This window comes from Clostridium sp. CAG:221, from assembly GCA_000435835.1.
Taxonomy (GTDB): Bacteria; Bacillota; Clostridia; order Clostridiales; family Clostridiaceae; genus Clostridium.
Genome location: FR883413.1, coordinates 24,403 through 45,047, shown reverse-complemented (window position 1 = coordinate 45,047; position 20,645 = coordinate 24,403). Strand labels below are relative to the sequence as shown.

At 29.2% G+C, this 20,645-nt stretch carries 22 protein-coding genes; 17 read left to right on the top strand and 5 right to left on the bottom strand.

Annotated elements, in window-relative coordinates:
• Positions 1–24 precede the first annotated feature (24 nt).
• The 3 genes from Q5O44_RS10575 to Q5O44_RS10565 all read left to right on the top strand — a co-directional run bounded on the left by Q5O44_RS10575 (position 25) and on the right by Q5O44_RS10565 (position 1,426).
• Complete coding sequence (locus Q5O44_RS10575) at positions 25–471, top strand: hypothetical protein (protein WP_022168392.1); 447 nt, start codon at positions 25–27, stop codon at positions 469–471.
• A 26-nt stretch (positions 472–497) separates the two neighbouring features.
• A complete protein-coding gene (locus Q5O44_RS10570; protein ID WP_022168391.1) occupies positions 498–809 on the top strand; it encodes a hypothetical protein in 312 nt (103 codons plus the stop codon).
• 107 nt (positions 810–916) lie between these two features.
• A complete protein-coding gene (locus Q5O44_RS10565; protein WP_022168390.1) occupies positions 917–1,426 on the top strand; it encodes a hypothetical protein in 510 nt (169 codons plus the stop codon).
• Between the two features lie 147 nt (positions 1,427–1,573).
• Here the strand turns inward: Q5O44_RS10565 and Q5O44_RS10560 are convergent, their stop codons facing one another.
• Both Q5O44_RS10560 and Q5O44_RS10555 read right to left on the bottom strand, forming a co-directional pair.
• The gene (locus Q5O44_RS10560; RefSeq protein ID WP_022168389.1) at positions 1,574–2,482 is read right to left on the bottom strand and encodes a hypothetical protein; all 909 of its coding nucleotides are present in this window, start codon (positions 2,480–2,482) and stop codon (positions 1,574–1,576) included.
• A gap of 84 nt (positions 2,483–2,566) precedes the next feature.
• Complete coding sequence (locus Q5O44_RS10555) at positions 2,567–2,974, bottom strand: Fur family transcriptional regulator (RefSeq protein ID WP_022168388.1); 408 nt, start codon at positions 2,972–2,974, stop codon at positions 2,567–2,569.
• A 181-nt stretch (positions 2,975–3,155) separates the two neighbouring features.
• Here Q5O44_RS10555 and Q5O44_RS10550 point away from each other — a divergent pair, with 181 nt between their 5' ends.
• From Q5O44_RS10550 to Q5O44_RS10495, 12 genes are all read left to right on the top strand, one after another.
• On the top strand, positions 3,156–3,473 hold the full coding sequence (locus Q5O44_RS10550; protein ID WP_022168387.1) for a hypothetical protein: 318 nt from the start codon (positions 3,156–3,158) through the stop codon (positions 3,471–3,473).
• A 92-nt stretch (positions 3,474–3,565) separates the two neighbouring features.
• Complete coding sequence (locus tag Q5O44_RS10545) at positions 3,566–4,279, top strand: EAL domain-containing protein (protein WP_022168386.1); 714 nt, start codon at positions 3,566–3,568, stop codon at positions 4,277–4,279.
• 119 nt (positions 4,280–4,398) lie between these two features.
• On the top strand, positions 4,399–4,623 hold the full coding sequence (locus tag Q5O44_RS10540) for a hypothetical protein (protein ID WP_022168385.1): 225 nt from the start codon (positions 4,399–4,401) through the stop codon (positions 4,621–4,623).
• Positions 4,624–4,871: 248 nt separating this feature from the next.
• Positions 4,872–6,863: an ATP-dependent helicase gene (locus tag Q5O44_RS10535; RefSeq protein WP_022168384.1), complete on the top strand. Its 1,992-nt coding sequence runs from the start codon at positions 4,872–4,874 to the stop codon at positions 6,861–6,863.
• 54 nt (positions 6,864–6,917) lie between these two features.
• Positions 6,918–7,307 (top strand): hypothetical protein, encoded by a 390-nt coding sequence (locus tag Q5O44_RS10530; protein WP_022168383.1) that lies wholly within the window; start codon positions 6,918–6,920, stop codon positions 7,305–7,307.
• Between the two features lie 305 nt (positions 7,308–7,612).
• Entirely contained in the window at positions 7,613–8,797 is a 1,185-nt protein-coding gene (locus Q5O44_RS10525; protein ID WP_022168381.1) for a M20 family metallopeptidase, read from the top strand.
• A 63-nt stretch (positions 8,798–8,860) separates the two neighbouring features.
• Positions 8,861–9,838, top strand: a complete 978-nt coding sequence (locus Q5O44_RS10520) for an RluA family pseudouridine synthase (RefSeq protein WP_022168380.1) — start codon at positions 8,861–8,863, stop codon at positions 9,836–9,838.
• Between the two features lie 12 nt (positions 9,839–9,850).
• Positions 9,851–11,455 carry a polysaccharide biosynthesis protein gene (locus Q5O44_RS10515; protein WP_022168379.1) on the top strand — a complete coding sequence of 535 codons (1,605 nt, stop codon included), beginning with the start codon at positions 9,851–9,853 and terminating at the stop codon, positions 11,453–11,455.
• A 113-nt stretch (positions 11,456–11,568) separates the two neighbouring features.
• Complete coding sequence (locus Q5O44_RS10510) at positions 11,569–12,612, top strand: ABC transporter ATP-binding protein (protein WP_022168378.1); 1,044 nt, start codon at positions 11,569–11,571, stop codon at positions 12,610–12,612.
• On the top strand, positions 12,606–13,472 hold the full coding sequence (locus tag Q5O44_RS10505; protein WP_022168377.1) for a carbohydrate ABC transporter permease: 867 nt from the start codon (positions 12,606–12,608) through the stop codon (positions 13,470–13,472). The genes Q5O44_RS10510 and Q5O44_RS10505 overlap by 7 nt, the downstream gene beginning before the upstream one ends.
• Positions 13,473–13,486: 14 nt before the next feature.
• On the top strand, positions 13,487–14,311 hold the full coding sequence (locus Q5O44_RS10500) for a carbohydrate ABC transporter permease (protein WP_022168376.1): 825 nt from the start codon (positions 13,487–13,489) through the stop codon (positions 14,309–14,311).
• A 70-nt stretch (positions 14,312–14,381) separates the two neighbouring features.
• Positions 14,382–15,710, top strand: coding sequence for an extracellular solute-binding protein (locus Q5O44_RS10495; RefSeq protein WP_022168375.1), 1,329 nt, complete (start codon positions 14,382–14,384; stop codon positions 15,708–15,710).
• Between the two features lie 53 nt (positions 15,711–15,763).
• On the opposite strand, the gene Q5O44_RS10490 is transcribed toward Q5O44_RS10495, so the two are convergent.
• From Q5O44_RS10490 to Q5O44_RS10480, 3 genes are all read right to left on the bottom strand, one after another.
• Entirely contained in the window at positions 15,764–15,946 is a 183-nt protein-coding gene (locus tag Q5O44_RS10490; RefSeq protein WP_022168374.1) for an alpha/beta-type small acid-soluble spore protein, read from the bottom strand.
• Between the two features lie 127 nt (positions 15,947–16,073).
• Entirely contained in the window at positions 16,074–17,573 is a 1,500-nt protein-coding gene (gene spoVB, locus Q5O44_RS10485; protein ID WP_022168373.1) for a stage V sporulation protein B, read from the bottom strand.
• Between the two features lie 176 nt (positions 17,574–17,749).
• Entirely contained in the window at positions 17,750–18,571 is an 822-nt protein-coding gene (locus Q5O44_RS10480) for an undecaprenyl-diphosphate phosphatase (RefSeq protein WP_022168372.1), read from the bottom strand.
• A gap of 173 nt (positions 18,572–18,744) precedes the next feature.
• Between Q5O44_RS10480 and Q5O44_RS10475 the strand changes: the two genes are divergently transcribed.
• On the top strand, positions 18,745–20,028 hold the full coding sequence (locus Q5O44_RS10475) for a hypothetical protein (RefSeq protein WP_022168371.1): 1,284 nt from the start codon (positions 18,745–18,747) through the stop codon (positions 20,026–20,028).
• Positions 20,029–20,137: 109 nt separating this feature from the next.
• Positions 20,138–20,632 (top strand): hypothetical protein, encoded by a 495-nt coding sequence (locus tag Q5O44_RS10470; protein ID WP_022168370.1) that lies wholly within the window; start codon positions 20,138–20,140, stop codon positions 20,630–20,632.
• Positions 20,633–20,645: the final 13 nt, after the last annotated feature.

Here is a 20,645-nt window from a genome sequence, read left to right as displayed (position 1 = left end):
TTAAATCAATAGGAGGAATCAATTATGCAAATGAACGATATCATTGGTGAAATGCAACCATCAGATTATTCATCAATTGGCAATAGCTGTTGTTGCGGATGTGGCAATTTAGGTGGATTAGGCAATGGTTATGGATTAGGCAATGTTGGTATTGGAAACTGCGGATTTGGTTGGTGGATTTGGATATTATTGATATTATTCTATACTAATCAAGGAACAAATAATGTAGGAAATAATTGTTGTTGTTGTAATACAGGATCAAATGACTCCTGCTGTCAAGGAAATTCCAATAATGGATATGGAAATGGAAGTTGCAGTGGATGGTTATTCTTATTAGTTATCTTATTCTTATGTAGCGGATGTAATAATGGATTTGGTAGCGGATTCGGAAACTTCGGATTAGGAAATTGTGGATTTGGTAATAGTGGAATTTGTGATGGACTAGACGGCCTTGTTGGCGGATGCTACTAGAAAGAAAATAAGGAGGAGATGTTGAAATGTCAAAAAAACATTATCATAAAGATGAATGTTGCTGCTGCTGTCAGCCATGTTGTCCACAAAACAACAATTACAACAATGGTGGATGCTGCGGAAATCCATTTTCAGGAATTAATAGTTGTGTAGCACCTATTATATTCTTATTAATAGCTTGTGGATCAGGACTATTATGTAGTGGTTCATCATATCTAATTATTTTATTATTCTTGCTATGTGGAGGTTGTGGAAGCTTCTTTGGTGGAAATGGAAACAACGGAAGCGGTTGCTGTGTAAATAACACAAATTCTTGTGCAAGCAATTGCTGCTGCTAGTGTAGAGGATGGAGGGTTTATTTAACCCTCCAAAAATATTATAAAAATATGCTACTTTTTTTATCTAAATACATATAATTTAATAGAAATATAATAGGAGGGGGAAAATGTCAAAGAGAAGACATAAAAGCAGAAGGGATAATACTACTGAAAATAGAAGAAGGCAAATGCGGCAACAAAGACAGACACAACAACAGGCTCAGCAGCCACAATATAACGGACCTTTTGGAATCAATCCTGCCCAGTTGTTAAGTATGTTTGGAAACATAGATATGAATCAAATTAATAATATGCTTCAAAATATTAATAGGGACGGAATAGATTTTAATAATTTTAATCTAGGCATGCTTCAAAATTTAATGGGTAACAATGGAGGAAGGACTGATAATGTAAATAGCTTTAATAATATAAATAATGATAATAACGAAACTGTAATAAATGATGAAATGGACATTTTTAATGATGATTTACAAAAGAATAATAGAAAGTTTCAAGTGGATATAAATGATGAAAACATGCAGTTATTAAAGTCTATTAGAAATATAGTATCGGTAGAAAGAGTACCATTCGTAGATAAAATAATTGAACTATATGCTAAAGGTGCATTTAAAGATTAAGAGAGAAAGTGTATAAAACAAAATTAAAGGGCAATAATAATAGTGTACCGGAGAAGTATTCTCCTATAGCAAATGAAGATAAATTCTTCATTAAAGCTAAAAACCCCCCCATCCCCCTTTTAGGCCGCAACATAGCGGCCTTTTATTTTACCATGAAATTGATGAAATGTTATAATGATTTAAATAATCTATATTAGTAGTAAGATGAATAAGCATTTCTTTAGAAGGTTTGTTTGCATCATTTCGATTTATTTTCTGAAATGATAAGGTCCATAAAATAGAGCTAGGATAACCTGATGAATTCCAATCATTATCATAAAAATAAGCACTTTGGAATTTATATTCGTAATTATCCTTATCTAAGTTCCAAAAAATTTTAAGTTCATCACTGGAGATGTTAGGTATAAATATATCAGGGAGTTCTGCTGGTTCGTAAGGATACTCAATTAAATCAATAAATTTTGATACTTCATCTAAAGAGTAAATGTTGCTACAGTTAGCACTGACTTCTTTAATAGTATTATTATCAAGAAAATAGCATGAGAAGTTATTGTTATTCAAAAAATTAGTTTTTAATAGTAATGGTGTTCTAGAATTGTTAGAATCCATTATCCCTAACATATTATCATTGCAGCAAAAAATATTATCAAAGTTACTTCCATTCCATTTAAATATGCAGTATTCACATGAATTATTATAGTAATTAGAAAGAATTATTTCAGGAATATTATCACGAGACAAATCTAAAATATTTACTTTTAAATCATAATATGGGCAGATAGTTAAAAAGTTTATATTTGAACAATGAAGAATATAATCCTTATTTGAAGTTTCAATCTTGATTTCATAATAGTTGTTAATTTCAGATATAGTTAGTGCATCTTTTTGACCATCTCCATCAAAGTCGTAATAATAAATATGGGTAGGTTTTGAAAGATTAAAAAAAACGGAAGTATTTTTAGCGTTATTTATACATAAAAATAAGAAAAAAATTGACAATATACCTAATATAGTAGCAACCATAGTATTCTTCTTTATGACAATAAAGTTTATCATTATATCACCTCTATAATATATATGATTTTAAAGAGTAGATAATACAGAAGATTTATTATATAAAAAATGTCAGTAAGTTTTCACTTACTGACATTCTTTGCATAGTCCATAAAAGAATATTTTATTCCAATGAACTTTATACTCTGTGTTTTCCTCCACTAGAGCATTTAGATTTGGAAGAGGAAGATCCATTAAATCTTCAACTTTACCACATTTTACACATTGAATGTGGCAATGCTCAAAATTGTTAGCATCATATCTGAAATTACCTTCACCTACATTTAGTTCTTGAACTAAATTTACCTCTACAAGAGTTTTAAGAGATTTATATACAGTTGCAAGACTCATAGTAGGATACGTTGCTTGAAGCCCATTATAAATAGTTTCAGCAGAAGGATGTTCAGTTGTAGATTTTAAGTATTGATATACAGCTAATCTTTGAGGCGTAAGTTTTAATTTCTTTTCTTTAAATATTAAAGATATATTTTCCATATATTACACCGCCTTTAATCATATGTAAATATTATATGAAACTGTATAATTATTTGTCAATAATAAATATTAATTAATATAGTATATATATAGATAAAAAGTATAAAAGTTTCCAATAATATTGTAAAATTATTGAAAATATGGTTAAATTAAGATAATAAGAAAACAAGGGGATGGGGATATGTCAAAGTATAAAGTTGGAGATGAATTGATTATTGTAACAGATCCAAATGAAGAAACAGCCAAATTAAAGGAGCTTACTAGACTGAAAATAGATGGTGATTTTGCTCAGATTTCTTGGGGGCTGAAAATAGTTGATGTAACATTTGATAAACCATATGTTACTCTCACTTACAGGAATGCAAATGGTGATCTTAACAAGGTATTTGCTGAATGTAGAGATATAGAAAATTTTGATAGAGAAAAAGTATTAGAAAAAGCTTTATTAAAGGCTTTCCAAAATGAAATTATAAATATTACTGTAATTAAAAATAAATAATATAAAAGGACTTTAAATAAATTTAAAGTCCTTTTATATTACTTACGATATAATAAGTATTAATATTTTAATGAAAGAAAAGGGTGAATATAATGGACATATTCATTGGCTCACAAAATATATATGATAGAGAAGGTAAAATTGTGGCTTGTGAGCTTTTGTATAGGAACTCGTTATTGAATAAATATGATGAAAGTGTAAGTAGTGAAACAGCAAGTTGTACTATTATAAATAATATTATCAATTTAGGACTAGATATAGTAACTGGTGGAAAGATAGCTTTAATTAATTGTGATGATAAGGTTTTAAGAAACGATATAATTACAATTTTGCCTAGAGATAAGGTAGTGATTGAATTATTGGAAACTTTAAGGCCAACAGAAGGGGTTATTAAGGAAATTAAAAGGTTGAAGGATTTTGGATTTAAATTGGCTTTAGATGATATAGTTGATTTAAATGGTGAAGATAATGAAGAATACACTAACAAGGCAGTTATAAGAGGAAGATTTTGTGAACTTATCATGGAAAATATAGATAAGAATAAGAAAAATGATGCCTTTATTTCTGGTTTGTTATTAGATATAAATTTATTACTTGGAAAAGAAATAGATGAAATACTTGATGAAATTCACATGAGCAATGAAGTAGATAATGCTCTTAGGGGGCATAGTTGCTTAATAAAGGATGTACTTGATATTGCAGTAAACTATAGTGAAATGAATAAAGAACAAATAAATAATTTATGTAAAAAAATAGGCATAGATAAAAATATATTGTATAAATTGTATTTACAAGCAATGGTATAGATAAAAAATCTATAAAAAACAGGTAAATAAAGTAAAAGTATTTATTTTTTAGCAGTAATGATATATAATAACTTTATGATGAGGTAAAATATAATCTTTATTTGCAAGGGGAGAGATTTATGAGTAAGTGCCCATTTTGGTCAACAGGCAAGATGATAGTAAAGTGTTATGATGAGTGTCCAATGTATCCTGATCCTAAAGGTTATGAGGTGTGTCCATTTAAGGAGTATTTAGATAGTGCAAGTATTAATATAAAAGATAATATTGATAAGAAATTTAATTATTCTAATGATGATATAGAAGAAGATATCTATCAGTTAGTTGGGGCATTAAAGGATTATTAATAAAAAGACATCTTAATCTTAAGATGTCTTTTTATTATTTTATGGTTTAGTTAATAACAGCTCATATTTAAAAGTAAAAGACTACTAGATAAATCCTCATAATAAGTGTGTATGCTTTAAAATCTTAGAATTTACTGTAAAACCATATAGAAATTTTTGTAATATAACTATTTTTATAAAATAAGGGCAATAATTATGATAACATAATAGAATAAGTAAAAAGATGTTTTTGAATCATAGGAGGAAAAATGAAGGTAAATTTAGATATTAATCAAAGAAATGCAGTATATATAAAAGAAAAAAATGTTTTAGTTGTAGCTTCTCCTGGTTCAGGTAAGACAACAGTAATAATTAATAGAGTGAATCATCTTATTGAAGATTTGAAGATAAATGAGGGCAACATAATAGTAATTACCTTTACAAGAGCAGCTGCTGATAATATGAGAAATAGATATAAAAATATATTTAAAAAAGAAAAAGCTCCTTTTTTTGGTACCTTCCATGGCTTGTTTTATAAGATATTGTTGAGAGAAGGTTATGATATAAAGATAATGGATGGAGGAAAAGGTCATGCCATTATAAAGAACGTATTATCTAGGTATTTTGATGATGTTAATGATGATAAAGTTAGAGAAGTGATGAATAATATTTCCATGTTTAAGACTTCTTTATGCACTATTAATGAATTTAAATCTACTGTGAGCAAGGATATATTTTTAGAGTGTTTAAAAGCTTATGAAAGTATCAAAGAAAGAGAAGGGTTGTGGGATTTTGATGATTTATCGGTGAAAGTATTAAAATTGCTTACAGAAAATAAGAGAATTTTAGAAAAGTATCGAAGAATGTTTAAATATATACTAGTAGATGAATTCCAGGATTGTGATAATATACAGGTGAGTTTTTTACTTCTTATGAATAAAGACAATGAATTATTTGCAGTAGGTGATGAAGACCAATGTATTTATTCATTTAGGGGATCTAAGCCAGAATATATGGTTAATTTCCATGAAACTTTCAAAGATGGAGTAAAGGTTAAGCTTCTTACTAATTATAGAAGTAAGAATAATATTGTAGAGGTATCAAAGAGATTAATTGATAAAAATGAAAATAGAAATGAAAAAGAAATAATTTCATACTGTGACAGTCATGGAATTGTTCATTATAGTACTCCATACAATGAATATATGCAAGGTGAAGAAATTGCTAAATACATAAAAGAAAATTATCAAGGTACATATGCTGATAATGCAGTTTTATATAGGACTAATATGGAATCAAGAAGTATGATTGATATACTTACAAAAAGAAAAATTCCCTTTGTATTATTGGATAAGGGATATAACTTCTTTAATCATTTTATTTGCAAGGATTTAATTAATTATTTAAAATTATCCATTGATCAATATGATAAAAATGCTTTTGCATGGATAATAAACAAGCCTTTTAGATATATTAGTAAGGAGAATTTAGGATATATAAATAGCTATCAAGAACATAAATCTCCTTTTGATATATTAATTAATAAAAAGGATATGCCACCGTTTCAATGCAAGAAGATTGATGATTTAAGAAAAGAAATACTATATTTAAATAAGATGTCCTTAGGCAGTGCCATACAATACATAATATCTACCATGGGTTATATTGATTATTTAAGGGAATATGCCAATAAATATGGTCAAAGTCTTGATGATTTAGAGGATGTATTAGAAGAATTTAAAGGAGCAGCAGAAGGATTTAAAACCATTACTGAGTTTTTGATACATGTTAATAATGTGGAAGAACAAATTGAAAGCAGTAAGGCTGTGGAAGATGGTGTAATTTTAAGTACCATTCATGGAGTAAAAGGAATGGAGTTTAATAATGTCTATATTATTAATTGTAATGAAGAAGTAATACCCCATAAATCATCTATGGAAGAAAATATAGAAGAGGAAAGAAGGTTATTTTATGTTGCTATTACAAGAGCAATAAATAATTTATATGTATTTTCACCTAAAACAATGCGAGGAAAGTTTAGAGAAGTTTCTAGATTTATTGCCGAGTCGCATCTTAAAGAAGAAGCTGAAAAGATTGATTATGGCATAGAAGTAGGTGATATGCTTTATCACAGGACTTATGGTGAAGGTAGTGTAATAGAGATAGATAAGGATAAAATCATCATTAAGTTTAAAGATATTTGCCGAAGCTTTTCTTTAAAAGTACTTATGGAAAATAATTTAGTTATATTAATAAATTAATTTTTTAAACATAGTGCATAATAATATTGTCATATAGATATTGGAGGAAGCTTTATGAAAAGTAGAAATACAGTTTTATGTATAATGGCAATAATATTATTTATCAATTTTTTAGTGTTTAAAGCAAATGCTTTGATTTTATCTCCAGAAGAGGCAGAGCGTATAGAGATGCTTTTAAAAGAAAGTGATGCATATGTCCATGATGAAGATAAAAAAGTGTTGGAAGGTTATAGGGAAAAATTATTAAATTATGAAATACTGACTCAGGAAGAAAAAGATTATTTAAGAGAATGTTATTTAAATATGATTAGAAATAAGTTAGGTGAAGAAAAGTTCAATGAATATTGTAAACTTATTGAAAAAAGAAGTAGCAGTGCAGAATTTACTCAACCAGAAAGATTTAGGCTTTATGAGCTGGAAAAAGAGCTTAGGGAAAGTCATTAATAGGCTGTAAATCATTGAATATAGTTAATATGTATAATATAATTTAAATAGGCTTATATTGCATTATATAAGCCTATTTATAATGCTAATGAGGTAATAGTTAATGATGAGGAAGTTAAAATTAAGGACATGTCTTCCATGATGTTTGTGCAAATATTCAGTTATATAGACTTTGATTTATCAGAGCCAAAAGGGAATATAGTTCTTAAGCTCAATGGAAAAGATGCAGCATATACAGACATAGTTAATAATGGAGATATTATTAATATTTATTGGAAAAAATAAAAAAAGGGGCTAAAAAGGGTATGAGTAGATTTAAAAATGAGGCAGAAAGTATTAAAGATGAAATTATAGGTATTAGAAGGAGTTTACATGAAAATCCAGAAATAGGATATGAAGAATTTAATACTTCCAAACTTATAAAGGATTTCTTAATAAAAGAAGGAATTACCTATGAGGAATATGCAAAAACAGGAGTATGTGCCTTAATAAAAGGTAACAAGGCTGATAATGGAAGGGTTATTGGTGTTAGGGCAGATATTGATGCTTTACCGTTAGAGGATAAGAAAAAATGTAGCTATGCGTCTAAAATAAAAGGAAAGATGCATGGATGTGGACATGATGGACATACTTCTATATTATTAGGTATAGCAAAACTGATAAATAATAATAGGGATATTTTTGGCGGAACTGTAAAGCTTATGTTTGAACCAGCAGAAGAAACAACTGGTGGAGCAAAGGTAATGATTGAGGAAGGAATATTAAAAAATCCCCATGTAGATGTTGTGTATGGACTTCATATGGAGGAAACTATTGATACAGGAACAATAATGGTGAAAAAGGGAACTGTTAATGCGGCATCTAATCCATTTAAAATAGTAGTTAAGGGAGAAGGAGCTCATGGTGCTTATCCAGCAGCAGCAGTGGATCCAATAGTGGTCAGTAGCCAAATTATCATGGCATTGCAAACTATTGTTAGCAGAGAAATAAACCCAAGTAATCCAGCAGTGGTTACAGTAGGTTCTATTCATGGAGGTACAGCTAGTAATATAATACCTGATGAAGTTGAAATTGGTGGTATAATCAGAACCATGACTAAGGAAGATAGAGAGCATTCTGTGAAAAGAGTGAAGGAAATTGCTGAAGGTATTGCTAGGTCATTAAGAGCGGAGTGTCAAGTTGAAATAGAAGAGTCTTATCCATGTTTGATTAATAATGATGAGCTTGTTGAGAGACTTAGACAAAATGCTGAAAAGGTAATTGGTAAAGAAAATGTATTAGAACAAAAGAATCCTAAGATGGGAGTTGAAAGTTTTGCATACTTTGCCAGTGAAGTTCCTTCAGTTTTCTACTTCTTAGGATGTAGAAATGTTGAAAAAGGGATTATACATCCAGCACATAGCAGTCTATTTGATATTGATGAAGAATCATTGCCTATAGGAATAGCCATTGGCTGTGAATTTATTGTTGATTATTTGACAAGTTGCTAAAATAATATTAATCTAATACAATGGGGAAAATAAAAAGAGTACGGAAAACAGGAGATGATTTAAGTGAAAATAGAAATAGGAACAAATGAAGCAGGGCAGAGACTAGATAAATTTTTAAGAAAATACTTTAAAGATGTACCATTAAGTGCTATATTTAAAGCTTTAAGAAAAGGTGATATTAGAGTTAATGGAACAAAGAAAAAAGAGAATTATGCTTTAGAATTAGGGGATGAAATAGAAGTAAGATACTTACAATCTAAAAAAGAATCTAATTCTAGCAAAGAAGTGAATTTTATAAAAGTAAATTCAGGTTCTATGAAAGTTACTTATGAAGATGAAAATATACTTGTTGTAGAAAAATGGCCAGGTGTTTTAGTACATCCAGATCAAAAAGGTGCAGAACCATCTTTAACTGATTATGTATTATCATATTTAAATGATAAAGGAGACTATATTCCAGAAAAGGAACTTACTTTTACACCAGCACCATGTAACAGATTAGACAGAAATACTTCAGGTACTGTTATTTTTGGTAAAAATTTTGAATCATTAAGAGAAATTAATGAACTGATTAGAGAAGGAAAGGTTAAGAAGTATTATAATGCCTTAGTAAAAGGAAGAATAAAGGATGGACTATATACAGGATATATTTCAAAAAATGAAAATGAAAATATATCAAGAGTTTATGATAAAGAAATGCCAAATACAAAGAAAGTTGCTATGGAAGTTAAGACTATTCAAAGTAATGGAGCGTTCTCATTCTTAGAAATAGACTTAATTACAGGAAGAAGCCATCAAATAAGAGCTCACTTAAGTCACTTAGGAAATCCAATTATTGGTGATATTAAATATGGTGATAAAAAGCTAAACTCATTCTTTGACAATAAATTTGGATTAAATTATCAATTCCTTTATGCTTACAAGCTTATATTTAAAGGAGGAGAAGGAAAGCTTGCTTATTTAAAGAATAAGACAGTAGCAGAAGCACTTCCTCCAATGTTTAAGAAAGTTAAGAGAGAGGTCTTTAAATTCACATTATAAAAGGGGATAATTATGGAGAAAAAATCATTAGGTAGAAGCTTTATGATATTATCTTTTGCAGGAATATTCATTAAGATATTATCAGCGGCATATGTACCGTTACTGACAGCTGTAATAGGTTCAGATGCATATGCTTCTTACTCTATAAGTTATACAATATTCACGTTTATATTAGCCGTGACATCATTAGGGGCTCAGCCTGCTATCACTAAGGTTGTAGCAGAATATAGAGCTGTTGGAAATTCTATTGATGCACTAAGGGCAATGAAGATATCGAGAAAATATATGACAATTATAGGAGTATTTGGGACCATTATATTATTGGTACTAGCAAAGCCCATTGCTTTAGCTAGTACATGGGATAAGTCTATATTGGCTATAATATTCCTTTCTCCTACAATTTTATTTTCGTGTATATTATCTGTTTACAGAGGGTATATGCAAGGAATTGAGGATATGGAGACTATCGGAATATCACAAATAATTGAGCAGATAATAAATGTTGTTTTAAGTCTTGTTTTTGCAGGTATCTTAATAAAGATTAGTGAAGAAATGGGTATTGCAGGAGGTACTGTAGGTACTACATTAGGAGCAGTAGTAGCAATTATATATATTATTTTTATTTATGAAAAGAGGGAGTACGAAGAAGAAGCGTATTCTAGCAATACTATTGAAAAGAGACATAGTGAAAAGACCATAGCAAGAAAGATATTAATGTATGCATTGCCTATTACCTTAGTGGCAGCATTGCAAAATTCAAGTCCTCTTGTGGATGCAATGATAGTTAAAAGAAGGCTTGCTATATCAGGAATACCTAAAGAAAGTCTAGAAGTTACTTATGCCTATCTTTCATATTTTAATACTTTATTATATGTTCCGTTAGCGTTGGTAACGGCGCTTAGTACAGCTATATTTCCTAAGGTTATTTCAGCTTATACATGTAAAAATCGTAAAGAACTTAGAAGTAATATTAGCTATTCATATAGAATAACGTTTATGATTACCATACCATCACTGGTAGGATTAGCGATTTTAGGTAAAGAAGTATTCAATATGCTCTTTGGTTTAAATGAAGGATATGAATTGCTTATGTATGGCTCAATAGTATTGGTGTTTATGTCCATAACCACTATACAAAATACTATTTTACAAGGGGTAAATAAATTGTACCTTGTTTTATATACAGCATTTATTGGTGTGGTGTTAAAGCTGATACTAGATTTTATATTGGTAGCTATTCCAGAGATTAATATTTTTGGAGCTGTAATTGCTAGTTTTGTATCTTATCTTGTTCCAACTATTATAAATCATAGAAACTTAAGAAAGATATTTAGAGTAAGAGTTCCAATTATTAAGCTGTTATTAGCACCAATTATTGCTTCGTTGTCTATGGGAGTGGTTATAGCAGTTATAAGGATGCCTATGGCTAGATTAATCAATATTTTTGAGGGTGGAAGACTTATGATTAGTGTGGAAACCTTAGTTATGGTAGCAATTGGTGGAATGGTATATCTACTAGTAATGATTTTAATTGGAGGAATAACAAAAACTGATTTAGATTTAATTTCTCCAAAGGTATATAGAATAATGCCAAGATTTTTAAGAAAAATGATGTAATTATTACTTTAAAGATAACTTAATTTATATTAAGTTATCTTTTTTTTTGCATATAAAACATAAAAAATAAACATTATAACATTATGGTAAAAATAAAGATGAGGTGAAGAAGAGTGGGAATTAAATTACAAAATTTGGTGGTGAAATTTGGGGATTTTACAGCTATAAATGATGTAACGTTAGAAATACCAAAGGGAAAGCTAGTTTCTTTACTAGGGCCATCTGGGTCTGGTAAATCTACTACGCTTTTCACTATATGTGGAATACATAAACCTTTTTCAGGGAAAATAATATTTGGTAATAGAGATGTAACTGGCTTAGAACCAGAAGAGTTAGGAATTGGTTTGGTATTTCAAAATTATGCGTTATATCCCCATATGACCATAAGGGAAAATATAGGATTTCCCTTAAAGAATTTAAAATGGAATAAGGATGAGGCAGCAAAGAGGATAGTGGAAGTTGCTAAGACTGTAAAGATAGATGGTCTTTTAGATAGAAAACCATCACAGCTTTCAGGAGGGCAGCAACAGAGAGTTGCTATAGCAAGAGCTTTGGCTAAAAGACCAGATATTCTTTTGCTAGATGAACCTTTGTCTAATTTGGATACTAAACTGAGAGTAGAAACAAGACAGGAAATAAGAAGAATACAAAAGGAAACAGGAGTTACAGCTATATTCGTTACTCATGATCAAGAAGAGGCCATGAGTATTTCAGATCAGATAGTACTTATGAAGGATGGAGCTATTGAGCAGGTATCAACCCCTACTGATATGTATTTAAATCCTGTAAATAAATTTGTAGCATCTTTTATAGGAAGTCCAGAAATGAATTTTGTAAATTTAAAAGTTAAAGATGGTATAGGAGGAATTGATAATTTTACCGTAAATAATCTTCAAAAAGAAAAGAAAAATGTTATTTTAGGCTTCAGAGCTGAAGATGTGGAAATAGCTGATGAAGGAATCGGTGCAAAGGTGGAGACTGTGGAAATACTAGGTAGGGAAAAACTTCTTACATTGAATCATAATGATAGAAAATTCAAGGTTCTAGTTGAAAATACTTTCTCTATTGAAGAGGGTAAGGGAATATACATAAAACCTAAAGTAGGAAAATGTTATATATTTGATGAAAAAACGGAGGAATTTATTAAAAAATGTTAAAGAAAAAATATAAAGGTTATTTATATATGCTTCCAGCATTAATAGTTCTTTTAGTCTTTGTGTTTTATCCAATAATAAATACAGTGATATTTAGCTTTGATGAAACGAAAGCCAGCGGATTTAAGTTTGGGATAGGATCATACAAGTATCTTTTTAATGATAAGAGATTTAGACAGTCTCTTATAAATACACTGATATATGCAGCTGTAGTGCCATTTTTATCAGTAAGTATTTCGTTACTTTTAGCAAATGCATTAGTACATTTAAAAAATAAAAAATTGCAAAGTATGTTTCAGAGCATATATTTTTTACCTTATGTAACATCTTTAGTTGCTATAGGTATAGTATGGTCATGGCTTTTTAATAGTGAATATGGTGTTATTAATTATTTACTTAGAATTATAGGCTTCAAAGGTATCAATTGGCTTAATGATCCTAAGTATGGCATGGTAGCATTAATTATTTTTGCGGTATGGAAGAGCTTAGCTTTTAATACGCTTATTTTGACTACAGGAATAGCATCTATTAATCCACAGTATTATCAAGCAGCAAAAATAGATCAGGCATCAAGCAGAACCATATTTACTCAAATCACCATAAAGCTTGTATCTCCAATGATAGCTTATACATATATGATAAGTCTTATTGCAGCTTTTAAGGTATATACAGAAGTGTATGTATTATTTGGAGGAAGAACTTTAGATGGAGCAGTATCAACAGTAGTTAGATATATCATTGATAGATTTTATGGTGATCAGGATTTTCCTCTTGCATATGCAGCAGCGGTAGTATTGCTTGTGATTATTCTTTTGGTGACAGGAATACAGAAATATGCCCAAAGAAATAAGATTCATTATTAGAGGTGATTTATTTTATGAATAGAAAGTATTTTTTAAACTTTTTAAAATATATGGCTTTGGTGTTATTTGCCATAATCACTTTATTTCCATTTTATTGGATGATTGCTTCTTCATTAAAGACAAGTTTTGAAGTAATCCAGGTACCACCAAGCTTGCTACCTAAATCTCTTAAATTTGAAAACTACACTATAGCATTTAAAATGGCTCCATTTGTAAGGTATTTTATTAATACTATAATTGTCACAGTATTAAGTATTATTTCTACAGTTATAATAGCTATTCTTTCGGCTTTTGCTTTTGCTAATTTAGAATTTAAAGGTAGAGATTTAATGTTTGCTATTTTTCTTGCATCAATGATGATTCCAGGAGAAGTACTTATAGTGACTAATTTTAAGACAATATCCAATTTAGGTTGGATTGATACATATAGGGCTTTATTTGTACCATATATGGCTAATGTTTTATACATATATATGTTAAGAGAGTTTTTCTTAACAGTACCAAAGCAGTTATATTATGCAGCTAAGGTTGATGGTGCTGGTGATTGGAAGTTTCTTTGGAGTATATTAGTACCTATAGCAAAACCATCAATAATAACCATTTGTATATTGGTTGGAATAAATTCTTGGAATGCATTTTTATGGCCGTTATTAGTAACCAATAGTGTTGAGATGAGATTGGTAGCTAATGGTCTTACTGCATTCCAGTCTGATGCAGGAAATAGCTATGAATTATTAATGGCTGCATCCACAATAATTACTCTTCCAATAGTACTTGTTTATATATTCCTACATAAGAAAATTATGAGTGGTATATCAATAGGTGGCATAAAAGGATAATAAAGATGAATTTTTAAAGCAAAGTTACACACAATAAATAAAGAAAATATATTAAATAGAGGTGAACAAAATGAAAAAAAGATTTTTGGCATCGTTGCTAACAGTTGTGACAACAATGTCATTGTTTGTAGGATGTAAAAAAACTGACAGTACTACAGAAGAAATTATTACAGAGCTGAATGAACCAGTTTCAATTGAAATGTGGCATTACCTAACAGGGGCACAAGGAGAAGTGCTACAAAGCATTATTGATGATTTTAATAGCACCAATGGTAAAGGTATTACTGTCACTGCTGTAAATCAAGGAAATATAACAGATTTGAATAAAAAGGTGGTAGCAGCAGCTCAATCTAATTCTTTGCCCGCAATTATAAATGTATATCCTGATTTAGCAACAGGGTTAATTCAAGATGGAAAAATCATTGATTTAACTCCATATATTAATAACGATAAAATTGGTATGAAAGATGAAATTAAAAATGATTATGTTAAAGCTTTTATTGATGAAGTATCACAATGGAATGATGGAAGTATTTATGGAATACCATTAACTAAATCAACAGAAGTTGTTTATGTCAATGAAACATTATTAGGTACTTTAGGTTATACAATGAATGATTTAAAGAATTTAACTATGGAAAAACTTACAGAGATATGTAAGAAGAGTAAGGAGGAGTTGGATATTCCTGGTTTTGGTTTTGATTCAAGTTCTAATGCATTTATTTCAACATTGAAAATGGATGGAAAAGATTTTATTGAATTAGATGGAACTATTAATGTTGATAATGAATGGGTGAGAGAATTTATGCAGTATTATAAGGATAATACTGAAAAAGGATATTTTAGAACACCAGGAGAAGATACTTATTTATCAGGACCATTTTCAAATGAAAAATTGCTTATGTATCAAGGTTCAACAGCAGGAGCTGCTCACATACAAACCAATGGACAGTTTGTTTTAGGTATTAGTGAGGTGCCAAAGTTTGAAGATAAATTTAATGCAGTTATTCAGCAAGGTGCATCTTTATTTATAACTAATAATACAACTCCACAGCAAAGATATGCAGCTTATGAATTTATTAAATATGCCACAAATACAGAAAATACAGCACAGTTTGCTGTAGCTACTGGATATCTTCCAGTAAGATATTCAGCAGAAGAAACTACTATAATGAAAGATGTGTTAAGCGATATTGAAAGCATATATGGAAAAGTATATCCAGTGGCGAAGGAAGAATTAGATTATGCTTATTACACACCTGCAATAAACAATGCTCAATCAGCAAGAAATATAATTCAAGAAAAATATGAATCATATGTAAATGGAAGTATAACAGATATAGATACTTTTATTAATGACACTACATCACAAGTTAAAACTTCAATTCAAAGGCAATGAAAATAGAGATAGGATTAATTCCTATCTCTATTTCTTTGTAAATTATTCAGTTTTTATTTTATTCCTTCTTCATATTGTTGGACCATTCTCTTAACCATTTCTCCGCCAACACTACCGCATTGTTTTGAACTTAAATCTCCATTGTAGTCTGAAAATGGAACTCCCATTTCACTAGCAACTTGATTTCTAAACTTAGCTAAACCGTTTTTTGCTTCAGGTACTAATTTTTGTGTCATAAATGATCCTCCTCTATCGGTGAAGTTTTGTCAAAGCTTTAATTTGCTTTGCAGTATTATTATGTGCAAAGTGATATTGAATAACCTATAAAATAGTAACCAACAAAGGAAAAAAATAGAGCCTATTTTAATCGTCTTCTAAGCCGAAAGTACTTAAGTAAGCAAAGATTGCAAAGACTCCTATAACTGTAACTATAACTTTTATTAAGGAGGAGTACATTTGTAAACTGTTAATTATTATTCTAAAAATTAAAAATATTAAAATTCCTAAAAGAGAAAAAATTAATATGTTCATTTTAGATAAATTTAAGTCTATATGTTTTTGTATCTCCATGATGTTTATAGTAAAGCTAAGGATAGATGAAAAGAATATAGTAATTGCATATGAAAATATGTTAATATTAGGAATACTGGTTAAACAAAAAAGCATTACTAACTCAAATGTAGAAATTATAAGTGAATTTCTTAGAATTATGCCTTGTTTATTTAAACCATTAAGAATGCCGAACATAGTATTAGCAGGGAATAAAATTGGTGAAGCAATTGAACAAACTTTTATATAAAGACCTAAATCATTGCGGCCATAAAATAGTATTCCTAAATCATCAGGGATAAGTTGACAAATTATCATTGTAGCCATTCCTAAAAGAAAAGCTATCTTCAGTACTGTTCTAATTCTAATAGAGGCGTTATAATATTCTCCTCTGCTAAGGCTTTCTGATAAATCAGGCACAAGTAACATATTTATTGAATTTACCACCACTATAGGAAAAGTCACAATTGTTAAAGACATTCCAACAAATCGACCGATCATGGATAAGGCCATGGAATATTCAAAGCCAGCAGCAACAAGTCTTCTAGGAACTACTAATGTTGTAATTGTTGAGAAAATATTTGTTAAAAATCCATTGATACATAAAGGAATGGAGATTACAAAGACATTAAATAATAATTGACCTCTGCTTTCAGTTGCTGCATTTGAAATAGGTATAGATTTAATTACATGTCTATAATAAATATAGAGTAATATAAGGCTTTGTAATTCTCCAATGGCTAAAGAAACAAAAGCTAAAGCAACTAGGGTAGATAAGGTTTTTGCTTTAAACATATACACTAACAGAGAAATAGTTATAATTCTCATAGCTTTTTCTAAAATATCTATAAGGGCAGGAGCAGTTATTTTTGAAGTTCCATAGAAATAGCCCTTTAAGATATTAGATAGAGATATAAACACCATAGCTGGACAAGTTACTCTGATAGCATTAAGTGTTCTAAGATCTTTAACTCCATATCTACTTATGTATGGTGCTAGAAAAAATACAAAGATACCAATAAATAAAGACCATATTATATTAAAAATAGCAACAGAATTAATGGTTTTAAAAAGATTATTTGTTTCTCCCTTAGATGTATATATGGCTGAAAGTTTAGAAATAGCAGCTATTATTCCAGCGGTCATAAGACATATAAATAAATTATATATAGGCATTATTATTCCATACAGACCTATTCCTTCCGCTCCAATTAGCTTAGAAAGATAAATGGAAAAAATAAATCCAAGAAGCCCTGTAGTTATATTTGAAGCAGTTAAAAAGAAAGAATTTTTAAAAAAATTATCTTTTTCCACGTTATCACTCCTTTAAATAAAGATGAGAATAGCAGAATTAATGGTAAAAGCATTTTAAAATTAAGTAATGCTTACGTAACTAATAATATTTATTCTAAAAATGTAGGAAATATGAATATATATTATTTTTAAGACTCTATGTAAAAAAGTGCAGTTTTACTACACTTTTAAAGCACTTATATTGCTATTACATAAAAATATAAGAGAACTAACAATCCTAAAACAATCCTATAATAACCAAATGACTTAAAATTATGTTTTTTAATATAATCCATAAGAAATTTTATGGCAAATATTGAAACAATAAATGATACAAAAGATCCTGTAAGCAAAATTATCCATTGAAAAGCATCAAAATGAAATCCGGCTTTTAAAAGCTTCACAGCACTTGCTCCAAACATGGTAGGGATTGCTAGGAAAAAGGAAAATTCAGCAGCTATGAAACGAGAGGCGCCAATAAGAGTGGCTCCGATAATAGTAGCTCCTGAACGTGAAGTTCCAGGTATCAAGGCTAGTACTTGGAAGATTCCAATACCAAAAGCTGTTTTGTAGCTTAAATCAGAAAAATTAAGTATAGTAGGTCTTTTATCTCTATCTTCAAGAAAAATAAAGATAACTCCATAAATTATTAAAGTTATAGCAACGGTTGTAGGATTAAAAAAAAGTTCATCTATTTTATCTTCAAATAATACACCTACAATACCGGAGGGAATGATTGCAATGAACACTTTAATCCATAAATTCCAAGTTTCTTGTTTTTCCTGTGTATTTTTGCTTAGGGAGAAGGGATTTAGTTTGTTGAAATATAATATGACCACAGCTAAAATGGATCCTAGTTGCACCACTACTAAAAATGTATTAATATATTCCGCTGAAAAATCAAGTTTTATAAATTCATCTACTAAAATCATGTGACCTGTACTACTGATTGGAAGCCATTCTGTTATTCCTTGGATTATTCCAAGAATGATAGCTTTAATTATTTCTATATAACTCATAAAAACCTCCTAAAATATGAATATATTATAAATTAAATATATATTTCTCTAAAAAGATTATGATAAATATAAAAAACTTCCTAATATATGTAAAGTAGTTAAAATTTTATATATTTTTAAATGAGAATATTTTATAAATTACAAAATATAAATTTAGTAATGGGAGGGGTGTAATGAAAAAGATTATAAGTTTTTTGATAGTTAGTGCAGTTATTGTAGCCATATCTTTTGGTATATATAATCTAGATGCTAAATACAAACTTAATATAGTATATGATGATATCCAGTGGACAATTAATAATAAGGATTGTTTAAATGCTGTTTCCTTTGATTTTGATAATGATGGAAATATATATGTTGCTTATAAAAATTCAGTGGAAAGAATCAATGAAGATAATAAAGTTGAACGATTGCTTAGTAATGACACTTTAAAAATATATGATATTGCAGTATATAAAAATTATTTGATAATATCTAGCGGAAATTCTATTGTGAAGTATGACTTAGATAATGGAACATTTAGCGATATAGTTAATAATATTCCTAATAACGGTATTAATAAGGAAATTAAGCTTTTAATTAAAGGGGATATTTTATATGCATCTATAGGTAGTAATACTAATAGTGGAGTAGTAGACAGTCCAGGAGCGGAAGTAGATATACCATCATTTCATTGGATATTATCTGGAAAGAAGTATGGTAGTGGTGGTACTTCAGGATTTTGTAAATACTCAGAGTCAGCTCAGGAGGATTCAACTATAAATGAAGGAAAACTTAGCAATGCAAGTATAATATCATGTAATCTTATAGATAATGAAATAACTACATATGCTACAGGAATAAGAAATGTTAAAGGTTATAGCATTACTAGTGATGGCAAAATAATTGCTATAGTAGGAGGTGTTGAAGATTCTGGAGCAAGGCCTTTAGCCAATGATAAGGATTATATATATATGATAAAAGAAAAGAGTTGGTATGGTTGGCCTGATTTCAGTGGAGGTGATCCTGTAAATTCTCCCAGATTTATAGCTGGAAAGGAAGCTAATGGATTTATAATAAAAAATCATCCTACAGAAGTGGTTTATGGTCCTGTTTATCAACATAAATCCATTAACGCGCTAGAAGGACTAGCAATAGATATAGATGGTAATTGCTTGAGTAAGGATACCATTGTATTTGCAGATAATAAGGAAAAGACATTATATGCTATGAATGGTGAAGGTGTGGCAAAATCAATAATAAGACTTTCAGAAGGAAGTGAGATTAAAAGTATAAGATATCATAAAGATAGTATGTATATTTTGGATAGCAGTATAGGGTGTATATATAAGTTAGGAAATGGCAATAATCTATCAGTTTTTAATCTTCCTAAGATAATATGGGTATTTCTAATAATATTTATCATTGCTATAGTTTTGATTATTGTCATGAAATTTAAAGAAAAGAAGGGTCAATAAAATAGCAAAGATAAATAATGAAAAAATATATTCAACGGCAGGTAAACATAATATATTTATAAAGTAGTAAAAAAATAGTAAAATGTTAAGTGTAATAAAGGGGGATAATATGGGAAAAACTATAGTATTGAATTTAAGCCATATTAATATAAGGGGGGATGTTCTAGATGTAGGTGAAAGCTTTGGAGTCATATATAATATAGCAAAAGATATTGATGACGAAGTTTCAGTAGATTATATTGAAGAGGAAAATTCGGAAGTGCTTAAAGAAAGAAGCTATGATAACTGTACTATTTTCTTTGCTCTAAGTAATATCTGGGGAGATTCTCAAAGAGAAAGGTTGCTTCAGAAGATAAGTAGAAGTATAAAAACTGGAGGAAGTATTTATATATGGGATATTAATAAGGAAATAGGAAAGTTATTTAATAATAAGATAAGAGTAATTCTTCCATCAGAAAAGATTAAAGAGTTTCAGTTTAAGAATTTAAATCCAATGACTTCATCTGGTATTGAAGAGACAAGAAAGATTCTAACAGAACAGTTTTGTATTCAGGAAGAAAAGGTATGGGAAGATATTTATTATATTAAAGCAAGAAAAAAATAATGAAAAAGGTTGG